The 19,789-nt window shown below is 73.4% G+C and carries 19 protein-coding genes and 1 riboswitch; of the genes, 6 read left to right on the top strand and 13 right to left on the bottom strand.

Features of this window, described 5'->3' with window-relative positions:
* Positions 1 to 19 precede the first annotated feature (19 nt).
* Together AC3RJ9_RS09230 and AC3RJ9_RS09225 are read left to right on the top strand one after the other, a co-directional pair.
* Positions 20 to 2,560 (top strand): GmrSD restriction endonuclease domain-containing protein, encoded by a 2,541-nt coding sequence (locus AC3RJ9_RS09230; RefSeq protein WP_170748085.1) that lies wholly within the window; start codon positions 20 to 22, stop codon positions 2,558 to 2,560.
* Between the two features lie 75 nt (positions 2,561 to 2,635).
* Positions 2,636 to 2,845 (top strand): hypothetical protein, encoded by a 210-nt coding sequence (locus AC3RJ9_RS09225; RefSeq protein WP_489727644.1) that lies wholly within the window; start codon positions 2,636 to 2,638, stop codon positions 2,843 to 2,845.
* Between the two features lie 74 nt (positions 2,846 to 2,919).
* Here AC3RJ9_RS09225 and AC3RJ9_RS09220 read toward each other — a convergent pair whose 3' ends face one another.
* On the bottom strand, positions 2,920 to 3,720 hold the full coding sequence (locus AC3RJ9_RS09220) for an enoyl-CoA hydratase/isomerase family protein (protein WP_489727643.1): 801 nt from the start codon (positions 3,718 to 3,720) through the stop codon (positions 2,920 to 2,922).
* A 21-nt stretch (positions 3,721 to 3,741) separates the two neighbouring features.
* Here AC3RJ9_RS09220 and AC3RJ9_RS09215 point away from each other — a divergent pair, with 21 nt between their 5' ends.
* Positions 3,742 to 3,870: a hypothetical protein gene (locus AC3RJ9_RS09215; RefSeq protein ID WP_255351296.1), complete on the top strand. Its 129-nt coding sequence runs from the start codon at positions 3,742 to 3,744 to the stop codon at positions 3,868 to 3,870.
* Positions 3,871 to 3,879: 9 nt separating this feature from the next.
* Here AC3RJ9_RS09215 and AC3RJ9_RS09210 read toward each other — a convergent pair whose 3' ends face one another.
* Positions 3,880 to 4,422 carry a MarR family winged helix-turn-helix transcriptional regulator gene (locus tag AC3RJ9_RS09210; RefSeq protein WP_002857975.1) on the bottom strand — a complete coding sequence of 181 codons (543 nt, stop codon included), beginning with the start codon at positions 4,420 to 4,422 and terminating at the stop codon, positions 3,880 to 3,882.
* Between the two features lie 132 nt (positions 4,423 to 4,554).
* Here AC3RJ9_RS09210 and AC3RJ9_RS09205 point away from each other — a divergent pair, with 132 nt between their 5' ends.
* Positions 4,555 to 4,941: a hypothetical protein gene (locus AC3RJ9_RS09205; protein WP_170748082.1), complete on the top strand. Its 387-nt coding sequence runs from the start codon at positions 4,555 to 4,557 to the stop codon at positions 4,939 to 4,941.
* A gap of 9 nt (positions 4,942 to 4,950) precedes the next feature.
* Here the strand turns inward: AC3RJ9_RS09205 and AC3RJ9_RS09200 are convergent, their stop codons facing one another.
* Genes AC3RJ9_RS09200 through AC3RJ9_RS09190 form a run of 3 tightly spaced genes read right to left on the bottom strand, consistent with a single transcriptional unit; the run spans position 4,951 to position 8,917 of the window.
* A complete protein-coding gene (locus tag AC3RJ9_RS09200; protein WP_135019279.1) occupies positions 4,951 to 6,153 on the bottom strand; it encodes an acyl-CoA dehydrogenase family protein in 1,203 nt (400 codons plus the stop codon).
* Positions 6,150 to 7,748: a fatty acyl-CoA synthetase gene (locus AC3RJ9_RS09195; RefSeq protein ID WP_489727642.1), complete on the bottom strand. Its 1,599-nt coding sequence runs from the start codon at positions 7,746 to 7,748 to the stop codon at positions 6,150 to 6,152. Before AC3RJ9_RS09195 ends, AC3RJ9_RS09200 begins: the two co-directional genes overlap by 4 nt.
* Positions 7,749 to 7,768: 20 nt before the next feature.
* Positions 7,769 to 8,917, bottom strand: a complete 1,149-nt coding sequence (locus AC3RJ9_RS09190; RefSeq protein WP_489727641.1) for an acetyl-CoA C-acetyltransferase — start codon at positions 8,915 to 8,917, stop codon at positions 7,769 to 7,771.
* Positions 8,918 to 9,175: 258 nt separating this feature from the next.
* Here AC3RJ9_RS09190 and AC3RJ9_RS09185 point away from each other — a divergent pair, with 258 nt between their 5' ends.
* Positions 9,176 to 9,430, top strand: a complete 255-nt coding sequence (locus tag AC3RJ9_RS09185) for a DUF6480 family protein (protein WP_010080161.1) — start codon at positions 9,176 to 9,178, stop codon at positions 9,428 to 9,430.
* A 138-nt stretch (positions 9,431 to 9,568) separates the two neighbouring features.
* On the opposite strand, the gene AC3RJ9_RS09180 is transcribed toward AC3RJ9_RS09185, so the two are convergent.
* The 7 genes from AC3RJ9_RS09180 to AC3RJ9_RS09150 all read right to left on the bottom strand — a co-directional run bounded on the left by AC3RJ9_RS09180 (position 9,569) and on the right by AC3RJ9_RS09150 (position 17,225).
* Positions 9,569 to 9,964 carry a hypothetical protein gene (locus AC3RJ9_RS09180; protein WP_119217967.1) on the bottom strand — a complete coding sequence of 132 codons (396 nt, stop codon included), beginning with the start codon at positions 9,962 to 9,964 and terminating at the stop codon, positions 9,569 to 9,571.
* A gap of 190 nt (positions 9,965 to 10,154) precedes the next feature.
* Complete coding sequence (locus tag AC3RJ9_RS09175; RefSeq protein ID WP_489727640.1) at positions 10,155 to 11,597, bottom strand: alanine/glycine:cation symporter family protein; 1,443 nt, start codon at positions 11,595 to 11,597, stop codon at positions 10,155 to 10,157.
* Between the two features lie 61 nt (positions 11,598 to 11,658).
* Positions 11,659 to 13,011, bottom strand: a complete 1,353-nt coding sequence (locus AC3RJ9_RS09170; protein ID WP_113913859.1) for an RNase H family protein — start codon at positions 13,009 to 13,011, stop codon at positions 11,659 to 11,661.
* A 212-nt stretch (positions 13,012 to 13,223) separates the two neighbouring features.
* Positions 13,224 to 13,730, bottom strand: coding sequence for a TetR family transcriptional regulator (locus AC3RJ9_RS09165; protein WP_002857997.1), 507 nt, complete (start codon positions 13,728 to 13,730; stop codon positions 13,224 to 13,226).
* Positions 13,727 to 14,428 carry an ABC transporter ATP-binding protein gene (locus AC3RJ9_RS09160; RefSeq protein ID WP_036316162.1) on the bottom strand — a complete coding sequence of 234 codons (702 nt, stop codon included), beginning with the start codon at positions 14,426 to 14,428 and terminating at the stop codon, positions 13,727 to 13,729. The genes AC3RJ9_RS09165 and AC3RJ9_RS09160 overlap by 4 nt, the downstream gene beginning before the upstream one ends.
* The gene (locus AC3RJ9_RS09155) at positions 14,428 to 16,158 is read right to left on the bottom strand and encodes an ABC transporter permease (protein ID WP_489727639.1); all 1,731 of its coding nucleotides are present in this window, start codon (positions 16,156 to 16,158) and stop codon (positions 14,428 to 14,430) included. The genes AC3RJ9_RS09160 and AC3RJ9_RS09155 overlap by 1 nt, the downstream gene beginning before the upstream one ends.
* The gene (locus AC3RJ9_RS09150; RefSeq protein WP_069941405.1) at positions 16,158 to 17,225 is read right to left on the bottom strand and encodes a thiamine ABC transporter substrate-binding protein; all 1,068 of its coding nucleotides are present in this window, start codon (positions 17,223 to 17,225) and stop codon (positions 16,158 to 16,160) included. The genes AC3RJ9_RS09155 and AC3RJ9_RS09150 overlap by 1 nt, the downstream gene beginning before the upstream one ends.
* 66 nt (positions 17,226 to 17,291) lie before the next feature.
* Positions 17,292 to 17,397: riboswitch (TPP riboswitch) on the bottom strand.
* Between the two features lie 46 nt (positions 17,398 to 17,443).
* Here AC3RJ9_RS09150 and AC3RJ9_RS09145 point away from each other — a divergent pair.
* Positions 17,444 to 18,730, top strand: coding sequence for an AI-2E family transporter (locus tag AC3RJ9_RS09145; protein ID WP_489727638.1), 1,287 nt, complete (start codon positions 17,444 to 17,446; stop codon positions 18,728 to 18,730).
* Here the strand turns inward: AC3RJ9_RS09145 and AC3RJ9_RS09140 are convergent.
* The gene (locus AC3RJ9_RS09140; protein WP_166437459.1) at positions 18,696 to 19,745 is read right to left on the bottom strand and encodes an agmatine deiminase family protein; all 1,050 of its coding nucleotides are present in this window, start codon (positions 19,743 to 19,745) and stop codon (positions 18,696 to 18,698) included. The two genes, AC3RJ9_RS09145 and AC3RJ9_RS09140, sit on opposite strands and share 35 nt — an antisense overlap.
* Between the last annotated feature and the right edge of the window lie 44 nt (positions 19,746 to 19,789).

Genomic DNA, 19,789 nt, shown 5'->3' with positions numbered 1-19,789 from the left:
CCCCCGTTAAGCTCGTCACATGGTCACCGCGCGTGAAGTCACCCTTCAGGAACTCCTCGGGGGCTCCTACCAGTACACGGTCCCGCTCTATCAGCGGACGTACTCCTGGGGCCGCCCGCAGTGGCAGCGACTGTGGGAGGACGTCGTGGACGTCGCCGACCACCGGCGGGACAACCCTTCGGCGACCCACTTCCTCGGTTCGCTCGTTCTCGCCGGCTTCCGAGACAACGGGCCCGGTGGCGTCCAGCGGTGGCTCGTGGTGGACGGGCAGCAGCGGCTGACGACGCTGACGCTCCTCCTCGCCGCTGTCCGTGACCACCGGGCTGAGCACGAAGGCCCCATGCACGCCGATCGGGTCAACGAGAAGTACCTGGTCAACAAGTGGGAGGACGGCGATCTCCGCTACAAGGTCCTGCCCACCCAGGCCGACCGCGGCGCCTACCGCGGACGGATCGAGCACGCCCCGGACGCTGCCGAGGGCTCCAGGATCAGCGAAGCCCATCAGTTCTTCCTGACGAAGCTGCTCGGGTTGAGTCAGCCGTCTGCTGACGGTGAAGAGGAGCCGCTGACCTTGGCGGAGGTCGAGTCCGCCGTCGTCGCCGGCCTGTCGATCGTGTCCGTGACCACCGGGGAGAACGACAATGCCCACCGCATCTTCGAGTCGCTGAACAACACCGGCCTCAAGCTCACCCAGGGCGACCTGCTCAGGAACTACCTGTTCATGCAGCTGCCCACACGGGCGGATGAGGTCTACACCACCCTGTGGCTCCCGTTGCAGAACCTGCTCTCCAATGAGGAACTGGAGACCCTGTTCTGGCTCGACCTGGTGCAACAGGATCCCAAGATCCGCCAGACGGAGATCTACGCGGGGCAGCAGCGTCGCATGCGTGACCTGCAGGACGAGTCGCAGGTCAGGGCGGAAGTCGAGCGGTTCCTGGCGTTGGGGCGTCTCTACGACGTGATGCTCCGTCCGGAGAAGGAGCGGGACGACGCAGTGCGCTTCCGCTTGGCACGCCTGCGCGCCTGGCGCACGACGACGACGTTCCCGATCACACTGCACCTGATGGAGCGCCGGTCGTTGGGGGACATCGACTCGGACGAACTGGCCCGTGCGCTCCTCTACCTCGAGTCGTACCTGGTCCGACGCCTCGTCTTCGGCCGCTATTCCGACGGTCTCAACAGCACTCTGCTCGCGGCGACGGCGGACATCCAGGGTCAGGACGACCCGGCGGATGCCCTGCACCGCTTCCTCTCCAGCGGGCGGAAGCACTTCGCCTCCGACGACCAGGTCCGCCAGGCCGTGATGACGGCACCCTTCTACACGACGGGCCGAGCGGCCCACCGAAAGCTGATCCTCCGGTGGATCGAGGAGTCCTACGGCAGCAAGGAGCCGGTGGGCCTCGACAGCGCGACCATCGAGCACGTCATGCCGCAGACCCTCACGGAGGAGTGGGAGCGCGCTCTGGCCGACCAGCTCGAGGCGCACCAGGATCTTCGAGAGGTGCACACCGAACTCCTCCACACCTTGGGCAACCTCACCCTCACCGGGTACAACAGCGAGCTGAGCAACGGGCCCTTCGCGGTCAAGCGTGCGGAGCTGGCCAAGAGCGGCATCCGCATGAACCAGGAGATCTCCGCTGAGCCGGTATGGGGTCCCGCGCAGATCCGTGCTCGCGCCGAGCGGCTGGCGGACCGGATCGTCGGCATCTGGCCGGGACCCTCAGCAGAGGCCGCCTCCGGGGTCGCTCACACGGCCTGGCAGATGCTGACGGATGCCGTCGCGGCCATTCCTGCCGGGTTCTGGACCTCCTACGGCGAACTGACACGGCTGATCGGAAGCCACCCGGTCCCCGTGGGGACCTATCTCGCACGGACGGCGCTGCCTCACGCTCATCGTGTACTGCAAGCAGGAGGCACCGTCTCTCCGTCCTTCCGGTGGACCGACGTCCACCGCACGGACGATCCGCACGACGTCCTCGCAGCCGAAGGAGTGCGCTTCTCCGAGGACGGGCGTGCCGACGGCGGCCAGCGGCTGTTGGCGGAGCAGCTCGCCGAGCTCATCGACGTCGACGTCGACCTGACCGATCCCCGGTCGCTCGCAGCCCCGGGCAACGACCCTGCGCTGCGGGACCGCTGGGTCGACCGACTGCACGACCACAACGATCCCGAATCGGCCCGCGCACTGATCGAGGTCCAACGAGGCTGGGTCGAGCGCGGTGGCCGGGCGGAATTCGCGGACAATGCCGCCGGTGGTTGTTTCCTGGTCGTCCCGCGCACGTCAGCACGCCCCATCTGGCCGGTGATCCTGTACCCGACGTACGGCGTCGAGGTCGTCTTCTATCATCTGGCGAAGTGGCCTCCCTTCACGGACGAGGCGCTTCTCGACGAATTCCGGGGACGTCTGAATCTCATCCCCGGGCTGGAATTCGGCCCCGAGTCTCTCCGCCGGCGCCCGAGCATCAAGCCGCAGACCCTTCGGCCGGCCGCGGCGCAGGAGGCGTTCCTCGACGCGCTGGAGTGGTTCCTGCGCACCGTCCAGGAGGACGACAGAATTGCCTGATAGCCCTGCCAGGGGCAGGTCCTCGCGAGGTGCTGACCCCCTCACCCCGTCCACCCCACCCAGTACGCTCGCCCCATGAAGATCGGTCTCCGCAAGCCCAGCCTGAAGAAGTCCATCAAGGCCCGCACCACGGGCCGCGCCAAGCGTGCGATCAAGCGCAAGGTCATCCCCGGCTACGGCCGCAAGGGGATGGGCTGGCTGCGCGATCCGAAGCGCGCCGCCTACAACGTCGTCTACCGGCGCACCACGGTCGGCCTGGGCGACGTCCTGAAGATGTTCAAGTGACCTCCACGCCCTCGCGGACCTGACCGGGTCGGCCCGGCGGAGGCGTGGCGCCGGCCTGGGCTGCAGCCCGCCCCTCATCGGCCCGCGAACGCCTCCACCCGCCGCACGGCCTCCGGGTGCTCGGACGCCGCCGCGATCGACGCCGCCTCCTGCCGCACGTGTGCGCGCAGAGCCTCGACGTCGGCCCCGCGCGCCAGCGCCTTGGTCGGCCCATAGGTGTGCGCCGGACCGGCCACCAGCTCGTCCTCGAGCTCCGTCAGACGTGCAGCGAACGCGTCGCCGGCCACCGCCTCGGTCGCCAGGCCCCACTCGACGGCCTCGGCCCCGTTCAGGCGCCGCCCGCCGAGCAGCAGCTGCGTCGCACGCACCGGCCCGAGCACCCGCGGCAGCCAGTAGGACACGCCCGTGTCCGGTGTCATCCCGAGCGCGGAGAACGCCGTCACCAGCTGTGCGTCCTCGCGCACCAGCACGACGTCGCCGCCCAGCATGAGCCCGAGCCCCGCCCCGGCGGCCGTCCCGTTGACGCCGGCCAGCACCAGCAGGCGTGAGCCCGTCAGCGCCACCGCGACCTCGCCCGCCGCCTCGCCGAGTTCCTGGATCATCGCGCGCCGCTCCGGCCCGGCGCGCGAGGCGGCCATGGCCTGGACGTCCCCGCCGCCGCAGAAGATCCGCCCGGCGCCGGTCAGCGTGAGCACGTGCACGGACTCGTCCGCCTCGGCCGCGGCGATCGCCGCGAGCACCTCGCGCGCCATCGTCAGTCCGAGCGCGTTGCCCTTCGCGGGCCGGTTCAGCGTCAGCCGCACGACGCCGGGCCGCGTCTCGACGAGGACGGCCGGGGCGTCGTCGGGGGAAGAAGGGGTGGGTGCGGTGCTCATGTCAGCTCCTGGGGTTGGCGGGTGCGGTGCACGGGTGCCGGCCGCGAGGACGGCCGGCCGGGCATGGGGTGGGTGCGCGATCCGAAGCGCGCCGCCTACAACGCGGTCTACAAGCGCACCACGTTCAGCGTCTGGGACCTGTTCCGCTGAGTCTGTTCCTCACGCGGGCTGGTCCGCCTCGTCCTCGTCATGCTCCTCCACGCTGCGGATCAGGGCCCGCAGGAACGCGGCCGCGCCGGCGAGCTCGGCCGGGGTGAGGCCCTCCACCGCGGCGAGCATACTGCGGTGCATGGCGCCCAGGGTGGCGCGGACCTCGTGGTCCGTCTTGGCCGTCGGCTCCACCACCACGGATCGGCGGTCCTGTGGGTGGGGCGCCCGTCGGGCGTAGCCGTCTCGGACCAGTCGGTCCACCAGGGCGCTGGCGGAGGCCGGGGTGATCTCCAGGGCGCTGGCCAGATCCCGCTGACGGACCTTGTGGCCGCGTCGGTCGGCCCGCAGCAGGTAACGCAGGGCTGACAGGTGGGTCTCTCCCATCCCCATGCTGTCCCGGGTGCGGGCGCGCATGCGCCGTTCGGCCTCCCGGTAGCGTCGCAGCAGGTTGAGCACGTCCACAGGTTCGATCTCGCGGGCGCCGCGGGTGTACCAGTAGCCCGACGTCGGTTCGCCATCCGTGCTGGTCAGCGTGGTGTGCTCCTCACCCATGCGCTCTTGAACCTCCCTGTTCACGTCACCCCGAAAATTTGGTTAGTCTTCCTAACGCATAGTTAGACTAACATTTTCCAGGTCACGGCGATCTCTGTGAGGGGGCGCCCGGGCCGCGGCGAGAGGAATGTCATGACAGCAACGCTGGAGGCCCCCCAGGCCATGGGGCGGACCCTGTCCGCCGTCCCGCCCGTCCTCGAGTCCCCGGCGCCGCAGCTCGCCGCCTTCCGTCAGCGCTGCGCCCGCCTGGCCATGAGTGCCGCGCGGGCCGTCACCGTGTTCCCCGAGGTCGCCGAGGCCAGGTTCGCCATCACCGGCACCCCCTCCGCCCCCGCGCTGGAGGTGGACTGCATCCTGCGGGACGGAGAGGACACCGCGGCGGTCATCGAGACCATCACGGTGCACCTCGTCGAGGACCTCGAGGAGCTGCTCGGCGCACGGTTCCACGAACGTCGGCTGGAGCTGGTCGTGGACCGCAGCCTGCCCCGGGTGGGCGTGGGGGTCGTCTCCGCGCCCTGAGGGAGGCGCTCACGCGAACGCGCTCATCCCGGTCAGGTCCCGGCCGAGGATCAACGCCTGCACGGACTCGGTGCCCTCGTAGGTGTGCAGCGCCTCGACGTCGGCGAAGTGCCGCATCACCCGGTGTTCCAGGAGGATGCCGTTGCCGCCGAGCATGTCCCGGGCGATCTGCGCCACCCGCCGCGCACCCCGGGTGCAGGCGTACTTCAGCAGGGAGGCCTGCTCGTCACGCAGCCGCCCCGCCGCCTGCAGGCGGGCCACGGCCACGCAGCGGGTCTGCATCGCGGTCACCTCGTCCAGCATCTGCGCGAGCCGTTCCTGCACCATCTGGTGCGCTCCCAGCGGCTTGCCGAACTGCTCGCGCTGCCGGGCGTAGGCGAGCGCGGCCTCGAACATCGCCGTGGCGTGGCCCAGCGCGGACCAGCCCACGTTCACGCGGGTGGCCACCAGCACGCGCGCGGCGTCCTTGAACGTCGCCACGTCCGGCAGCCGGGCGTCGTCGCCGACCCGCACGTCGGTCAGCGTGATCTCCGCCTGGTGGATGGCCCGCAGCGCGCCCTTGCCCGTGATCACCTCGGCCTCGTAGCCGGGCGTGGACTGCTCCACCACGAACCCCTTGACCTGGCCGTCCTCGGTGTCGCGCGCCCACACGATCGTGATGCCCCCGGCGGCCCCGTTGCCGATCCACTTCTTGGCGCCGTTCAGCACCCAGCCGCCGGCGCCGTCGGGCCGCGCGGACGTCTCGAGGGACACCGAGTCCGAACCGTGCAGCGGCTCCGTGAGCGCGAACCCGCCCGGCAGCGTGCCGCGCGCCACCGGCTCGAGGTACCGCTCCTTCTGCTCCGGGCCGGCGCAGTGCACCAGGGCGCGCAGCACGAGCCCGCCCTGCACGGCCGCAGCCGCGGCCATCGACCCGTCCGCCCGGGAGATCTCCATCGCCACCAGGCCCGCGGCCAACGGCGACATCACCGGGTGCCCCGGCACCTCCAGCCCGTCGGTGAGCAGGTCCAGCTCGCCCGCCCGCGCCACCAGGTCCAACGGGTACTCCGCCCGGTCCCAGTGCCCGTCGATCCGCTCGAGCACCTCCCGGCCGTAGGCACGGGCGCGGTCCCAGTGCGCGCGGTCCTCGTCCGTGGCCTCCCCGAACGCGTCCAGGTAGTCGACGTCCAGGGGCGTGACGACGTCGTAGGTCGGCTTCTGCGTGCGCGTCACCGGGCCTCCTGCGTCCGCTCGGCGCGCAGCGCGCGCTTGAGGAGCTTGCCCGACTGGTTCCGCGGCAGCTCCGCCACGAAGTCCACGCGCTTGGGCACCTTGAAGCCCGCCAGCCGCTCCTTCACGTGGGCGCGCACGGTCTCCGCGGTCAGCTCGGCGCCCTCCTTGAGCACGACGACGGCGGTCACCGCCTCGATCCAGCGCTCGTCCGGCAGGCCGATGACGGCGACCTCGGCCACCTCGTCGAGCTCGTAGATCGCGTCCTCGACCTCCCGCGGGGCGACCAGCACGCCGCCCGTGTTGATGACGTCCTTGATGCGGTCCACCACCTGGATGTAGCCGGCCGCGTCCTGGGTGACCTGGTCGCCGGAGCGGAACCATCCGTCGTCGGTGAAGGCGTCCGCGGTGGCATCCGGGCGGTTCCAGTAGCCGGAGAGCAGCTGCGGAGAGCGGTACTGGATCTCGCCGGGCTCGCCGGGCGCGGCGGGGACGCCGTCGGCCGTCATCACCCGGGCCTCCACGTGGAACACGGGGCGGCCGCACGAGGCCGGCCGCGCGTCGTGCTCCTCGGGGCGCAGCACGGTGCACAGCGGGCCCAGCTCGGACTGGCCGAAGCAGTTGTAGAAGCCGATGCCCGGCTGGCTCTGGCGCAGGCGTTGCAGCACGGTCACCGGCATGATCGAGGCGCCGTACTGGGCCTTGCGCAGCGAGGAGAGGTCGCGCGTGGCCAGGTCCGGATGGTTCGCCAGCGGCACCCAGACGGTGGGCGCCAGGAACAGGGAGCCGATGTGCTCGGTCTCCACCAGCTCGAGCATCCGGGGGATGTCCGGGGCGGCCAGCAGGCGCACCGTGGCGCCGAGGCTCAGGTAGGGGAGCAGGAACACGTGCATCGCGGCCGAGTGGTACAGCGGCATGGCCACGAGGGGGCGGTCCTCGGCCGTGAAGTCCAGTGCGATGATCGAGGAGAGGTACTCCGCCACGAGCGCCCGGTGGGACATCATGGCGCCCTTGGGAGTGGAGGTGGTGCCGGAGGTGTAGAGCAGCTGGGCCAGGTCGGTGGCCGACACCTCCGCCTCCGGGGCGGCGGCGTCCAACGTCTCGTCCCGGGCGGTCTCCAGCACGGAGGGCTCGGCGTGGCCGGCGGGGAGCATGGTCCACACGTGCCGCAGAGCCGACGCGCGGCCCTCGGCCCGGACCTGGTCGACCCGCTCGAGCATGCCGGCGTCGGCCACGAGCAGCTCCGCGCCGGAGTCCTCGAGGGCGTGCGCGAGCTCGCCGCCCTTGAGCGCGAAGTTCACGGGCACGTGCACGTAGCCGGCCGTGACGCAGGCCAGGAAGAGCAGCGCGTAGGCGTCCGAGTTGGTGGCGTAGGCGGCCACCCGGGTGCCGGCCGGCAGGCCGGTGTCCTGGAGGCGGCGGGCCACGCGGTGCGCTCCGTCCCGGAGCTGGGCGTAGGTCCAGTCGCGGTCCTCGAAGCGCAGGGCGACGGCTTGCGGGGAGCGGGCGACCGCGCGCGCGAACACGCGGCCGATCGTGTCCTCCGGGGCGGGGGAGGGGTGGGCGGCGGCGGTGGGGTGGGTGATCTGGTCGGGCATGGAAACCTCCGGGGGATGGGTCAGAGACGTTCGATCACGGTGACGTTGGCCTGGCCGCCGCCCTCGCACATGGTCTGCAGGCCGTAGCGGCCGCCGCTGCGCTCGAGCTCGTGCAGCAGCGAGGTCATCAGGCGGGCGCCGGTGGCGCCGATGGGGTGGCCCAGGGCGATCGCCCCGCCGTTGACGTTGACCTTCGCCGGGTCCGCGCCGGTCTCGGTCAGCCAGGCCAGCACGACGGCGGCGAACGCCTCGTTGATCTCCACGAGGTCCATGTCGTCGATGGTCAGGCCCATGCGGTCGAGCGCGTACGCCGTCGCCGGGATCGGGGCGGAGAGCATCATGACGGGGTCGGCGCCGCGGGCGGAGAGGTGGTGGATCCGGGCTCGCGGGGTGAGGCCGTGGCGGCGCACGGCCTCCTCCGAGGCGAGCAGGAGGGCGGCCGCGCCGTCGGACATCTGCGACGCCGACGCCGCCGTGTGCAGCCCGCCGGGGACGATCGGGTCGAGCGAGGCGATCTTCGCGGCGTCCGGGGTGCGGGGGCCCTCGTCCGCGGTGAGGCCGGCGAGCGGGATGATCTCGCGGTCGAAGCGACCGTCGGCCTGGGCGGCGAGCGCGCGCTCGTGGGAGCGCACCGCGAACTCCTCCAGGGTGTCCCGGTCCAGGTTCCAGTGCCGGGCCATCATCTCGGCCCCGCGGAATTGGGAGATCTCCTCGTCCCCGTAGCGGGCGGCCCAAGACTCGGAGCCGGTGTACGGGTCGGGGAAGCCGAAGTCGGCGGCCGCGCTGTTGGACCGGGAGAGCGGGATCGCGGACATGGACTGGACGCCACCGGCGACGACGAGGTCCGCCGTCCCGCTCATGACGGCCTGTGCGGCGTAGTGGACCGCCTGCTGGCCGGAGCCGCACTGGCGTTCGACCGTGGTGCCGGGGACGTCCTCGGAGAGCCCGGCCGCGAGCCAGGCGTTGCGCGCCACGTCCATGGCCTGCGGGCCGAGCTGGTCGATGCAGCCGAGGATGACCTCGTCGTATTCGGCTGAGTCGATGTCCTGGCGGGCGACGAGCTCGCGCAGCGGCGCGGCCGCCAGATCGAGGGGATGCACGCCGGCGAGCCCCTTCCCTCGGCGACCCACGGGGGTGCGGACGGCGTCGATGATGTAGGCCTCGGGCATGGGGGCTCCTCCGGACGGCGGGAACGTGACGCCGATCACGCTATTGCTTGGACATCCAACGATCAAGAGTGTGACGGGATCCGTCGCGGCGGCCTGGAGGAGCGCCGTTTCGTTAACGAAAGCGGCTCGGGGCGCGCCGTTTCGGCCACGAAAGCGCTGGGGCGGGCGTCGCCTCGCCCTGGTCAGGACCCCCTGCCCCGGGCCTACCGTGAGGGCCAGCGGCGCGCACCCGTGCCGCTGAGACGAGAGGAGCCGGCCATGGCCACCCCGCACACCCCCGACCCCCAGGACGCCCGGCGCGCACGCGAGGCGACGGACGAGACCTCCGGCGTCGCGTTCGACGGCGACACGCCCCCAGCCGAGGGCGCGGGCGTCGGCCCGGACAACCCGGGCATGGACGTGGAGCAGACCGGCGAGCGCTCGGCCGGCAAGATCGTCCTTGGGCTGATCATCGCCCTCGTGGTCATCGGCGTCCTGCTGTTCATCCTGGGCCGCGTCGCCGGCCTCGGCTGAGCCGCGGCGCAGACCCCTCGGGCACGCCACCGGCCCACCACGACCACGGGGCGGGCACCGATCCGTCGGTGCCCGCCCCGTGGTCGTGTCCGCTCCGCGGTGATGCCGTTCAGCGGCGACGCCGCGCCGTCGCAGCAGTCAGAAGCCACCGCCCACGGTCCGGCGGCCGCCCGCCGCGCGTCGGCCGGCGGCACCGGACCGGCCGCGGGAGGCGAGGGCCCCGCCGAGCAGCCCGCCCAGCAGGCCGGTGCCGAGGCCGCCCGTGGACCGGGCCGAGGGCCCGAAGCCGCCGCGGTACGCACCGGAGCTGCGCCCGCGCGTCGTGCCCCCGGTGCCGCGGCGCGAGAGCTCACGCAGCGCCAGACCGCCGAGCGTGCCCACGAGGGCACCGCCCAGGCCGCTGGAGCGGCGTTGCTGAGAGCGGGCCTGCCGGCCGAAGCCGGGGGACCGGCCGACGTACGCACCGATGGTGGGTCGGCTGGAGCGGCGGCCACCGCCGCCGAGAGTGCGGGTGAGGCTGGAGAGGATGCCCATGGTGTCCTCCTCGGACGTCGTGCCGGCCACTCGTGCGTGGCCGGTCGGGTGCGCCTCAACCTAGGCGCCGACCCCCGCACGGTGTCCAGACCGGGCCTCCTCATGCATCGAGGCGGGATATCCACCCCACGGCCGCCCGCGGCAGCCGGATGGGGTCGATATCCCGCCTCGAAACGCGCGGGCGGGGGCGTCAGTCCTCGAGCGGGGAGGTCTTCGGCTCGTCCCGCCAGAGGGCCACGTTCCGCGCCTCGGGCAGGTCGGAGATGTGGAAGCCCGGATCCATGCCCGCCTTGAGCTTGCGCTCGTAGTCCCGGAGCAGCTTCACGGCCAGCCCGCCCAGCGGGATGATCGCCACGAGGTTGATGGTCGCCATGAGGGCCGCGAACGTGTCCGCGAGGTTCCACACCAGCGCCACGGAGCCGAGCGCGCCGCCGACCACGCACACCAGCACGAGCACGCGGAACACGGTGATGGCCGGGCCCGCGTGGCGGCCGGCCAGGTACCGGATGTTGGCCTCGCCGTAGTAGGTGTTGCCCAGCACGGAGGACCAGGCCAGGAAGAAGATGATGACGGTCAGCGCCGGGCCGGCCCACGCGCCCACGGCCTGCTGGAGCGCACCCTGGGTCACCTGCATGCCGAGCGCCTCCCCGCGTCCGTAGGCCGGGTTGGAGAGCAGGATGACGAACGCGGTGGCCGAGCACACGATCAGGGTGTCGAAGTAGACGCCCAGGGACTGCACGAAGCCCTGCTTGGCCGGGTGGGAGACGGCCGCGGTGGCGGCGGCGTTCGGGGCGGAGCCCATGCCGGCCTCGTTGGAGAACATGCCGCGGCGCACGCCCTGCATCACCATCGTCATGCCGACGGCGGCGCCCGCGACCTCGCGCAGGCCGAAGGCGTGGCCCACGATCAGCGCGATCATGCCCGGGACCTCGGTGATGTTGACGACCATCACGATCAGGGCCAGGAAGATGTAGAACGTGGCCATCACGGGGACCAGCACGTTGGTCACGGCCGAGAGCCGGCGCACGCCGCCGAAGATCACGAGGCCGGTGAGGGCGGCCAGGCCCAGGCCCACGATCCACGCGGTGGTGGAGGACGCGCCCCAGTTGGCCTGCACGGACTCGGAGATCGAGTTGGACTGCACGGCGTTGAACACGAAGCCGTAGGTCACGGTGATGGCGACGGCGAACACGGCCGCCAGCCACTTCGCGCCCAGACCGTCGCGGATGTAGTACGCGGGCCCGCCGAAGTAGCCGTCCGCGCCCTTCTGCTTGTACAGCTGGGCCAGCGTGGACTCGACGAACGCGGTGGCGCCGCCGATGATCGCCAGCAGCCACATCCAGAACACGGCGCCCGGGCCGCCGATCACGATCGCGATCGCCACGCCGGCCACGTTGCCGGTGCCCACGCGCGAGGCCGCCGAGATGGTGAAGGCGCGGAACGGGCTCACGCCGTCGTTCTCGAACCCGGTCTGGGACTTGCCCGTCACCGACCGCAGCATCTCCGGGAGCATGCGCACCTGCACGCCCACGGTCCGGATGGTGAACCACACCCCGGCCACGAAGAGCAGCGCCATCACGACGTACCAGTACTTGTCGTTCAGGGCCGTGATGGCCGCTGTGATCTGTTCCACTGTCGCTTCCACAGCCCCACCCTAGAGGCTGGGGCGGAGGACGGGGAATCGGGGGCCGGGGTCAGCCGGCGGCGTCGTCCTCGACGCGGAGCTGGATCAGCTGCCCCATCCGCTCGGGCAGGTCCCCCTCGGGGGTGCCGACGCTGGCGTGGCGGGCGGCGGCCCGGGCGAGGTCGTCGGCCAGTTCGTTGCCGTGCACGCCCACGTGGCCCTTGACCCACGTGGTGTCCACCTGGACGTCCGCGGCCTGCGCCAGGTCGACGGCGGCCAGCAGGCGCCGCAGGGTGCGGCGGATGCGCTCGCCCCGGGCGCCGCCGAGGGTGAGCCGCTCGCGGCGGGCGGCGTTGAGCAGGGCCAGCGCGGCGCGCGAGTCCGAGTGGATGGTGACCCGGCCGCCGGGGGTGCCCGCCCACGCGCAGATCACGTGCCCCAGCACGAGCGCCTCGAGTTCCACCTCGAGCGGCATCGTGGCCCCGGCCACGGCCTGCACGGCCCACATGCTCGGCCCGGCGACGGCGGCCGCCCCGCCGATGCGGGAGCCGCGCAGCACGGAGCCGTCCACGTACACGTCCGTCACGTCCGCCTCGTCCGCGAACGTGAGGCTGTGGGTCACCCCGGGCAGGTTGCGGCGCAGGAAGCGGTCCGTGCGGCGGCGGGAGAGGAAGACGCCGGAGGAGCGGCGCAGCGCGTCCTCCTCCTCCTGGGCGGCCTCGATGGCCTCGAGCGGGATCCGGGCCGCGCCCGTCTGGGCGACCGTCTCCGGGTCCACGTCCGGCAGCAGGTAGCTGGAGCGCTGCGTGCCCACGGGGGACTCGTCGAGCCGGTAGGAGACCACGCGCGTGTCCACGGGGGCGAGGACCTCGAGCAGGGAGAGCAGCTCGGCGTCCCGGTCCGAGCGCAGCCGCACGATCACCGGGCGCTCCGGTGGCAGGTCGACGGTGACGGTGGACCAGAAGGCGCTCAGATGCGCCGTGCCGACCATCCCGGTGTAGACGTGGCCGCGGACGTCGTCGCCGAGCTCGCGCAGCTCGAGCTCGCGGGCCACGTAGACGATGCCCCCCGTCGTCGGGTGCAGGTCCAGGCGGAGGGCGGGGCCGTGGTCCACGCCGGGCAGCATGGCCAGCGGGCTGGCCACCACGCGGACGCCGTCCCGGCGGATCCGGGTGCGCGGCGGGGAGGGGCGGGGGACGACGGGGCCGGTGCGCGTGAGGTCGACGCCGTTCCGGTCCCGCGGGGTGCCCCGAGGCCGGCGGGCCCGGACCACGCGCAGCGGGCGGTGCTGCTCCTCCGCCTTGGCGCCCGGGCCACGGAAGTCCCAGCCCACGTCGACGAGCGCCGCGGGGTGTGCGGGCTCGACGTCGTGATGCAGCGTCCGGTCCACGACCGTCCGCGGGTGGTTGATCCGTGCTCCCATGGCTTCGCCGGCTGTGTCGAAGGGGACCGCGCCGGAACTGTGAGCCGGGTCCGGCGGGCCATGCTGGTCCTGCGGCGGTCGGGCGGGATCGCCGTGGACGAAGGGGACGACCCGTCCCGACCTGTTCTGCTCTGGGCGACCTTACCGAGCGCACCTGTGAGGAGGCAGGTCTCCTCTCCTCGGCCTCCCGCGCGGCCGCGTCGGACGAGGCGTCAGAGCGGGTCCGTGCGGTGCCGCTGCACGTCCGGGCCGGTCGGCACGCCGAGCGCCTGCGCCTGCGCGCGCTGCTGCCGCAGGGACACGGTGCCCAGCAGCAGCGCCAGGGCCCGCTCCCCGTCCTCCGGGGTGTCCGCCGCCTCGGTGAGCAGACGGTGCAGGCCGAGGCCGCCCAGCCCGAGCGCGAGGGCGGAGAGCACCACGTCCGCCCCGTCCCGGTGCCGCAGCAGGGCGGCCTCCGCGGCCTCGGCGCGGCCCGCCAGGTCCGTGACGCGGCGGGCGCGCACGGTCTCCTCCGCCTCGGCGACGATCCGGTCCGCCACCCGCGCCAGCAGCGACTGCTTGTCCGGCACGTGCCAGTACAGCGCGGAGGCCTGCACGCCCAGCACCCCGGCCACGCGCCGCATGGACAGGTCGCCCATGCCGAAGTCCTGCAGGATCCCGACGGCGGCGTCCACCACGTCCTGGGCGGTCAGCCGGGGGCGGGGTGCGGGCGGGGTCATGCCTGAGAGGCTACCGCCGGGCCGTCCTCCTCCGCCGCGATGCGTCCCCCCGCGCCCAGGCGCACGGTGCGGTCGGCCATCACGGCGGCCTCCGCGAGGTCGTGGGTGACGACGACGCCGGTCGTCCCCGCCGCCCGCAGCACCGCCCGGATGTCCTCGGCCAGGCGCCGGCGCAGGTCCGCGTCGAGCGCGGACAGCGGCTCGTCCAGCAGGAGCACCCGCGGGGCCGGGGCCAGCGACCGGGCGAGCGCCACGCGCTGGGCCTGCCCACCGGAGAGTCGCTGCACGGGCCGGTCCGTGAGCTCGGTCAGGCCCACCAGGTCCAGCAGCTCGGCCACGCGTGCCCGCCGCCGGGCCCGGTCCCAGCCGGCGGACTCGAGGCCGTACGCCACGTTCCGGCCCACGGTCCGGTGCGGGAACAGCTGCCCGTCCTGGAACACCATCCCCACGCCCCGGCGGTGCGTCGGCACCGCCGCCACGTCCCGCCCGTCGAGCTCCACCGTGCCCGCCACGACGTCCTCGAGCCCGGCGATCCCGCGCAGGATGGTGGACTTGCCCGAGCCGGAGGCGCCCACGAGCGCCACGATCTCCCCGGCGGCCACGTCCAGGTCCGTCCCCCGCACGGGGGTGGAGCCGTCCGGATAGCGGATCGCCACGTCCCGGAGCCGGAGGGAGGCCCCCGTCGTCGTCGGCGTCATCACAGACCTCCCGCCCCGGCCGGGCCCCGGGGGCGCAGCCGCTCGCACACCAGCATGATCCCGGCGCTCAGCACGGCCAGCACCGTGGCCGCCGCGAGCGCCATCCCGTAGTTGTCCGCGCCCGGCCGGCCCAGCAGCCGGGCGATCAGCACCGGCAGGGTGGGCGCGGACGGGCTCGCCAGGAAGCTCGTGGCCCCGAACTCACCCAGGGACACCGCGAACGCGAAGCCCGCGGCCACACCCACGCCGCGCGCGAGGAACGGGCCGTCCACCGTGGCCAGCACCCGCCACGGGCCCGCCCCGAGGGTGCGCGCGGCCTCTCGCAGCCGGGGGTCCACCGCCGCGAGCACGGGCACGAGCGCCCGCACCGCGAGCGGCAGCGCCACCACCGCCTGGGCCAGCGGCACGAGCACGCCCGAGGCCGCCAGCTCCGGGAACGTGGCCCGCAGGGACACGACGAAGCCGAAGCCCACGGTCACCGCGGACACCCCGAGCGGCAGGAGCAGGGCGCCGTCGAGGGCCCGCTGGGCCACCAGCGCCGCGCGTGAGCGGAAGGGCCGGGTCAGCAGCAGGGCCAGCGGCACGGCCACCACGAGCGTCACGAGCGTGGCGTCCACGGCCACCCGCAGGGACTGCTCCAGCGCCTGGGCCGGCGTCGACCCGCCCACGAACCCGCTGCCCGCGCTCGTGGACAGCAGCCGATAGTTGCCCAGCCCCCAGCCGTGGCGGGTGTGGAAGGAGCGCACCACGAGCGTCAGGATCGGCGCCACCACGAGCGCCACCACCGCGAGCATCACGGCCACCGGGACCGCGTCCGCGCGCGTGAGCCGGGCCGGCGGCGTCTCCCGCAGGCGCAGCGCCCGCTGGGTGCGCGCCGCCGTCACGCCGGAGACCACGACGGCGGCCAGCACCACCGCGAACTGCAGCACGGAGAACACCGCCGCGGTCCGCAGGTCCAGGTAGACGGAGGTCTGCACCCAGATCTCCGACTCGAGCGTGCCGTAGCCGGGCCGGCCGAGCGTCTGGACGATGCCGAACGCGGACGCGCAGAACAGGAACACCAGCGCCGCGCTCGCGGCGATCGCCGGGGCGAGCTGGGGCAGCGTCACGGTGCGGAACGCCCGCCACGGCGAGGCGCCCAGGGTGCGGGCGGCCTCGGTCTGGCGCGGGTCCAGCGCGTTCCACAGCGCGCCCACCTGGCGCACCACCACGGACACGTTGAAGAAGACCATGGCCAGCACGACGGCGGTGGTCGTCTGGTCCAGCCCGGTGAAGCCGAGCGGTCCGCCGGGGGCGAGCAGGGCGCGGAACGCGACGCCGACCACCACCGTGGGCAGCACGAACGGCACGAGCACGAGGGCGCGGAGCACGGCCCGCCCCGGGATGCGACGCCGGTGCAGCACGAACGCGGTCGGCAGGCCGAGCGCCACCGAGACCACCGTGCCGGCGGCGGCCATGCCGAGCGTCTGGCCGAGGATGCGCCACGTGCGCTCGCGGGCGAGGGTCTCCCCGAAGGCGGTGAGGTCCACGGCGCCGGTGAACGCGTCGGCGTCGCCGCCGATCCCGCGCCAGAGCATGGCCGCCACGGGCCACGCGAAGAAGACGAGCAGGAAGGCGACCGGCAGGACGGCGGCCACCAGCCACCACGGGCCGAGCCCGTCCCCCCGGCCGCGGGCCCGCCGGCGCGGCAGGTCCGTGCCGGGGGCCGCGACCTCGGTGAGCGCGGACATCAGCGCCGGGAGGCCTCGGACAGGGCGGTCCACTCCTTCAGCAGGTCCTCGCGGCGCTCGTCGATGCGGGCGGGGTCCGGGGTGATGGCGTCCTCGACGAGCGGCGCGTTCTGCGCCCACTCCTCGGGCAGCTGCACCGACTCGTCGATCGGGTACATGTACATCGACTCGGGCAGGGCGGACTGGACCTCCTCGGTGAGCATGAAGTCCACGAACGCCTGCGCGCCCTCGGGGTTCTTCGCGCCCTCGAGCACGCCGGCGTACTCGACCTGCGGGGTGCAGGAGTCCTCGATCACCTCGGTCTCGGGGGCGAACGCGGGGGAGGAGGAGTAGGAGAGCACCACCGGGAACTGACCCTTGCCCTCGCCGCCGGAGAAGTCCGAGTTGTAGGCGTCGGACCAGCTGTCGGCGACCTTGCCGCCGTTCTCCATCAGGCCCCGCCACCAGTCCTGCCAGCCGTCGTCGCCGTACTTCTCCGTGGTGGCCGCGAGCAGCGCCAGGCCGGGGGAGGAGGCCACGGGGGAGGTGGCGACCGTCAGCTTCGCGTACTCGGGGTCGTCGAGCTGGTCGATCGAGGTGGGGGCCTCGACGTCGTGGGCGGTGAACCACGCCGGATCCGTGTTGAAGCACACCTGGCCCTGGTCCACCGGGGTCATGCGGTCCTCCACCATCCGGTCCTGCGCGGAGGCGGGCAGGTCCTGCGGGGTGTATTCGGCGACGACGCCCTCGCGGACGAGGCGGTGCGCCGAGTGGTCCTCCACGCCGTAGACGCCGTCCACGGTGGGCTCGTCCTTGGCCAGCAGGAGCTGGTTCACCACGCTGCCGGCGTCGCCGGGGGCCGTGGTCTTCAGGGTGTAGCCGGACTCCTGCTCGAACTTCTGGACGAGCTCCTCGGGCAGGTTGAACGAGTCGTGCGTCATGATCGTCACGGTCGTCGACTCGCCGCCGCCGGCCCCGGAGGCGGACGACGACGCCCCGTCGCCGGACGAGCCGGACACCGAACAGCCGGTGAGGGCGAGGGCGGCCACCGAGAGGGCGGCGAGGGCGCGGTGCGGGGTGCGGGACATGGCGGTTCTCCTCTGGGACGGCAGAGGGGCCGGGACGAGGCCGCCACCGGAATCCCGGGACGACGTCGACCGGGAGACTCGACTTCCTTCGCCGGTGCGGACCGGAGCAGGTTCGAGGGTCTGCGGCGGACCGCACTCTCAGCGCCGCGCGGGCGCTCCCCTGTCGATGTGGACTGGTCCCGACCCTACCCCGTCCGGCCCGCGCATAGACTGCCCGCGTGAGCGCCGCACAGCCCGCGGGGGTGACCCCGCCGCCCGCCTCGTCCAGCCCCGCCTCCGACTGGGACATCCGCCGCCCCCACCGCATGTGGCCGCGCATGCTGGTGATCGTCCTGACGCTCGCGGGCCTGGTGCTGGTGGTGCAGTTCTTCCAGGGGATCGCCTCCATCGCGGCGCCCGTCTTCCTGGGGCTGAACCTCGTGATCGTGGTCTATCCCCTGCAGGCCTGGCTCATCCGCCGGGGCCTGCACCCCGTGCTCGGGGCCGCCACCACCGTCCTGCTGGTCGTCGCGGTGATGGCCGTGTTCGGGGGCATGATGGTGTGGTCCGGCCTCGAGCTGGTGGCGGAGCTGCCGAAGTACGCGGACCGCTTCCAGCAGATCGTCCTGGACGTCTCGCACTGGCTCAACGAGCGCGGCGTGACCCCGGACATGGTGTCCCAGCAGCTGGCCTCGATCGACATGAGCACCGTGACCGGGACGGCCGTCAGCGCCATCACGAAGATCGCCACGAACGTCTACGCGGTCTTCGGCCTGCTCGTCACCGTGATCATGGGCATGTTCTTCCTCGCGATGGACTCGATGGACGTCGAACGCCGCGTCCGCCTGCTCAGCACCGCCCGCCACGAGTTCGGCCACGCCCTGGTCGAGTTCGCCCAGGGCGTGCGCCGCTACTGGGTGGTCACCACGGTGTTCGGCCTGATCGTGGCGGTGCTGGACGTGATCGCCCTCATGCTGATCGGCGTTCCGCTCGCGCTCGTGTGGGGCGTGCTCAGCTTCCTCACCAACTACGTCCCGAACATCGGCTTCATCATCGGCCTGCTGCCGCCGGCCGTCCTGGGCCTGGCGGCGGGCGGCTGGTCCGACTTCCTGTGGGTGGTGGTCAGCTACTCGGTGCTGAACTTCGTGCTGCAGTCCGTGATCCAGCCCAAGGTGGCCGGCGACGCGATCGGCGTGATCCCCACCGTCAGCTTCCTCTCCCTGCTCTTCTGGGCCTGGGTCCTCGGGCCGCTCGGCGCCATCCTCGCGCTGCCCTGCACGCTGCTGGCCAAGGCCGTGCTGATCGACGCCGACCCGAACGCCCGCTGGATCAACGCGCTCATCGCCTCCGACCTGAAGGGCATGGAGCGCCGTCAGTCCTCGCTCCTGGAACGGCTGCGCCCGGCGGCCTGGCGATCCGACGCGCACGGGGGAGACGAGGACCGCGCCTCGGCGGACGGCGGGGACGACGAGGGCCCCGCGGCGGACGAGGTCACGGGCGAGGCTGGAGCAGCACCAGGTCGTTGAGCGCGCCGGCCAGCCGCAGCAGCGGCGGGGCGGGGAACGACAGCTGGGCCAGCCCCGGGTGCAGTGCCGCGCACGCGGCGGCCGCGGCCTCCTCGCCCGCGGCGTCCTCGAACGCCGGCCGCAGCACCGCCGCGCCCAGCGGCAGCGTGTCCAGGAGGGAGCGGGGGCCCCGCTCGGCCGGGTCGTACGCGGCGGGCTGCGCCGCCCCGGTCACCGTGCGCACGCGCAGGGGCCGGCCGGCGGCGTCGTCGGCGCCCTGCAGGAAGCGCAGCGCCGCCGCCGCGTAGGGGTGCTCGGGGTGGAACCGGTCGCCGCGCCAGTGCACGGCGGCCTCGCCGTCGCCCCCCAGCCGCACCCACGAGGCCAGGTGGCCGGGCCCGCCCCACGGCCCGGTGTCCGGCCGCGGTGCCGGCGGCACCCACAGCACCCGGGTGATCCCCAGCAGGGCGGCGAACTCGGCGGCCACCTGGCCGGGGGTCCACGCGCCGTTGATCCGCCCGTCCAGCACGGGGTCCGCGGCCACCACGGCCGTCCCCTCGCCGTCGCTCACCCAGGCCCCGCGCGGGGCGCACAGCAGGGGGGTGAGCAGCGGCAGTCCCGCCGCCTCCGCCACGGCCGTCGCGGCCGCGCCGTCGAGCGGCCCGGTCCCGGTCAGTCCCGCGGCGCTGCGCCAGGCGACGGCGGCCAGGCCCTCGGGGCGGCGGACGAAGCTCGGCCCGGTGCGGCCCAGCAGCGGTGAGCCCACGGGCGCGCGCAGCAGGTCCACCTCCGGGGGCACCAGCCGCGCCGCCCCGGCGTCGCGCGGGTGGGCGAGCACGGTGACCGGCAGCACGGCGGCGAGCGTCTCGGCCAGGCCCACGACGGCGTCCCGCGTCTCCCCCAGCAGCGTCGGCACCGGGTGGCGGTGGGGCAGGACGAGCCAGGCCCGCTCGGGCGGGTCCTCGGGTCCGGACACGGGCACGACGACGTCCCGGCGCTCCCGCGCGTCGGTGGGGACGGGGTCGGCGGCGGCCATGGCGGACGGGCTCCTGGGAAGACGGCGGCGACGCGCGGGCGCGC

It is taken from the genome of Micrococcus sp. 63XJN7_6_ISO-PGPR-S23-444 (assembly GCF_058072765.1).
Note: the sequence above shows the minus strand (reverse complement) of the source record. Positions and strands in the feature narration are given on the sequence as shown.

Coding starts and splice junctions, on each gene's coding strand:
- AC3RJ9_RS09185 (WP_010080161.1), top strand. CDS start 9,176: ATGGCCACCCCGCACACCCCCGACCCCCAGGACGCCCGGCGCGCACGC.
- AC3RJ9_RS09195 (WP_489727642.1), bottom strand. CDS start 7,748: ATGCCCGACCAGATCACCCACCCCACCGCCGCCGCCCACCCCTCCCCC.
- AC3RJ9_RS09165 (WP_002857997.1), bottom strand. CDS start 13,730: ATGACCCCGCCCGCACCCCGCCCCCGGCTGACCGCCCAGGACGTGGTG.
- AC3RJ9_RS09190 (WP_489727641.1), bottom strand. CDS start 8,917: ATGCCCGAGGCCTACATCATCGACGCCGTCCGCACCCCCGTGGGTCGC.
- AC3RJ9_RS09140 (WP_166437459.1), bottom strand. CDS start 19,745: ATGGCCGCCGCCGACCCCGTCCCCACCGACGCGCGGGAGCGCCGGGAC.
- AC3RJ9_RS09150 (WP_069941405.1), bottom strand. CDS start 17,225: ATGTCCCGCACCCCGCACCGCGCCCTCGCCGCCCTCTCGGTGGCCGCC.
- AC3RJ9_RS09220 (WP_489727643.1), bottom strand. CDS start 3,720: ATGAGCACCGCACCCACCCCTTCTTCCCCCGACGACGCCCCGGCCGTC.
- AC3RJ9_RS09225 (WP_489727644.1), top strand. CDS start 2,636: ATGAAGATCGGTCTCCGCAAGCCCAGCCTGAAGAAGTCCATCAAGGCC.
- AC3RJ9_RS09155 (WP_489727639.1), bottom strand. CDS start 16,158: ATGTCCGCGCTCACCGAGGTCGCGGCCCCCGGCACGGACCTGCCGCGC.
- AC3RJ9_RS09160 (WP_036316162.1), bottom strand. CDS start 14,428: ATGACGCCGACGACGACGGGGGCCTCCCTCCGGCTCCGGGACGTGGCG.
- AC3RJ9_RS09170 (WP_113913859.1), bottom strand. CDS start 13,011: ATGGGAGCACGGATCAACCACCCGCGGACGGTCGTGGACCGGACGCTG.
- AC3RJ9_RS09210 (WP_002857975.1), bottom strand. CDS start 4,422: ATGGGTGAGGAGCACACCACGCTGACCAGCACGGATGGCGAACCGACG.
- AC3RJ9_RS09180 (WP_119217967.1), bottom strand. CDS start 9,964: ATGGGCATCCTCTCCAGCCTCACCCGCACTCTCGGCGGCGGTGGCCGC.
- AC3RJ9_RS09230 (WP_170748085.1), top strand. CDS start 20: ATGGTCACCGCGCGTGAAGTCACCCTTCAGGAACTCCTCGGGGGCTCC.
- AC3RJ9_RS09205 (WP_170748082.1), top strand. CDS start 4,555: ATGACAGCAACGCTGGAGGCCCCCCAGGCCATGGGGCGGACCCTGTCC.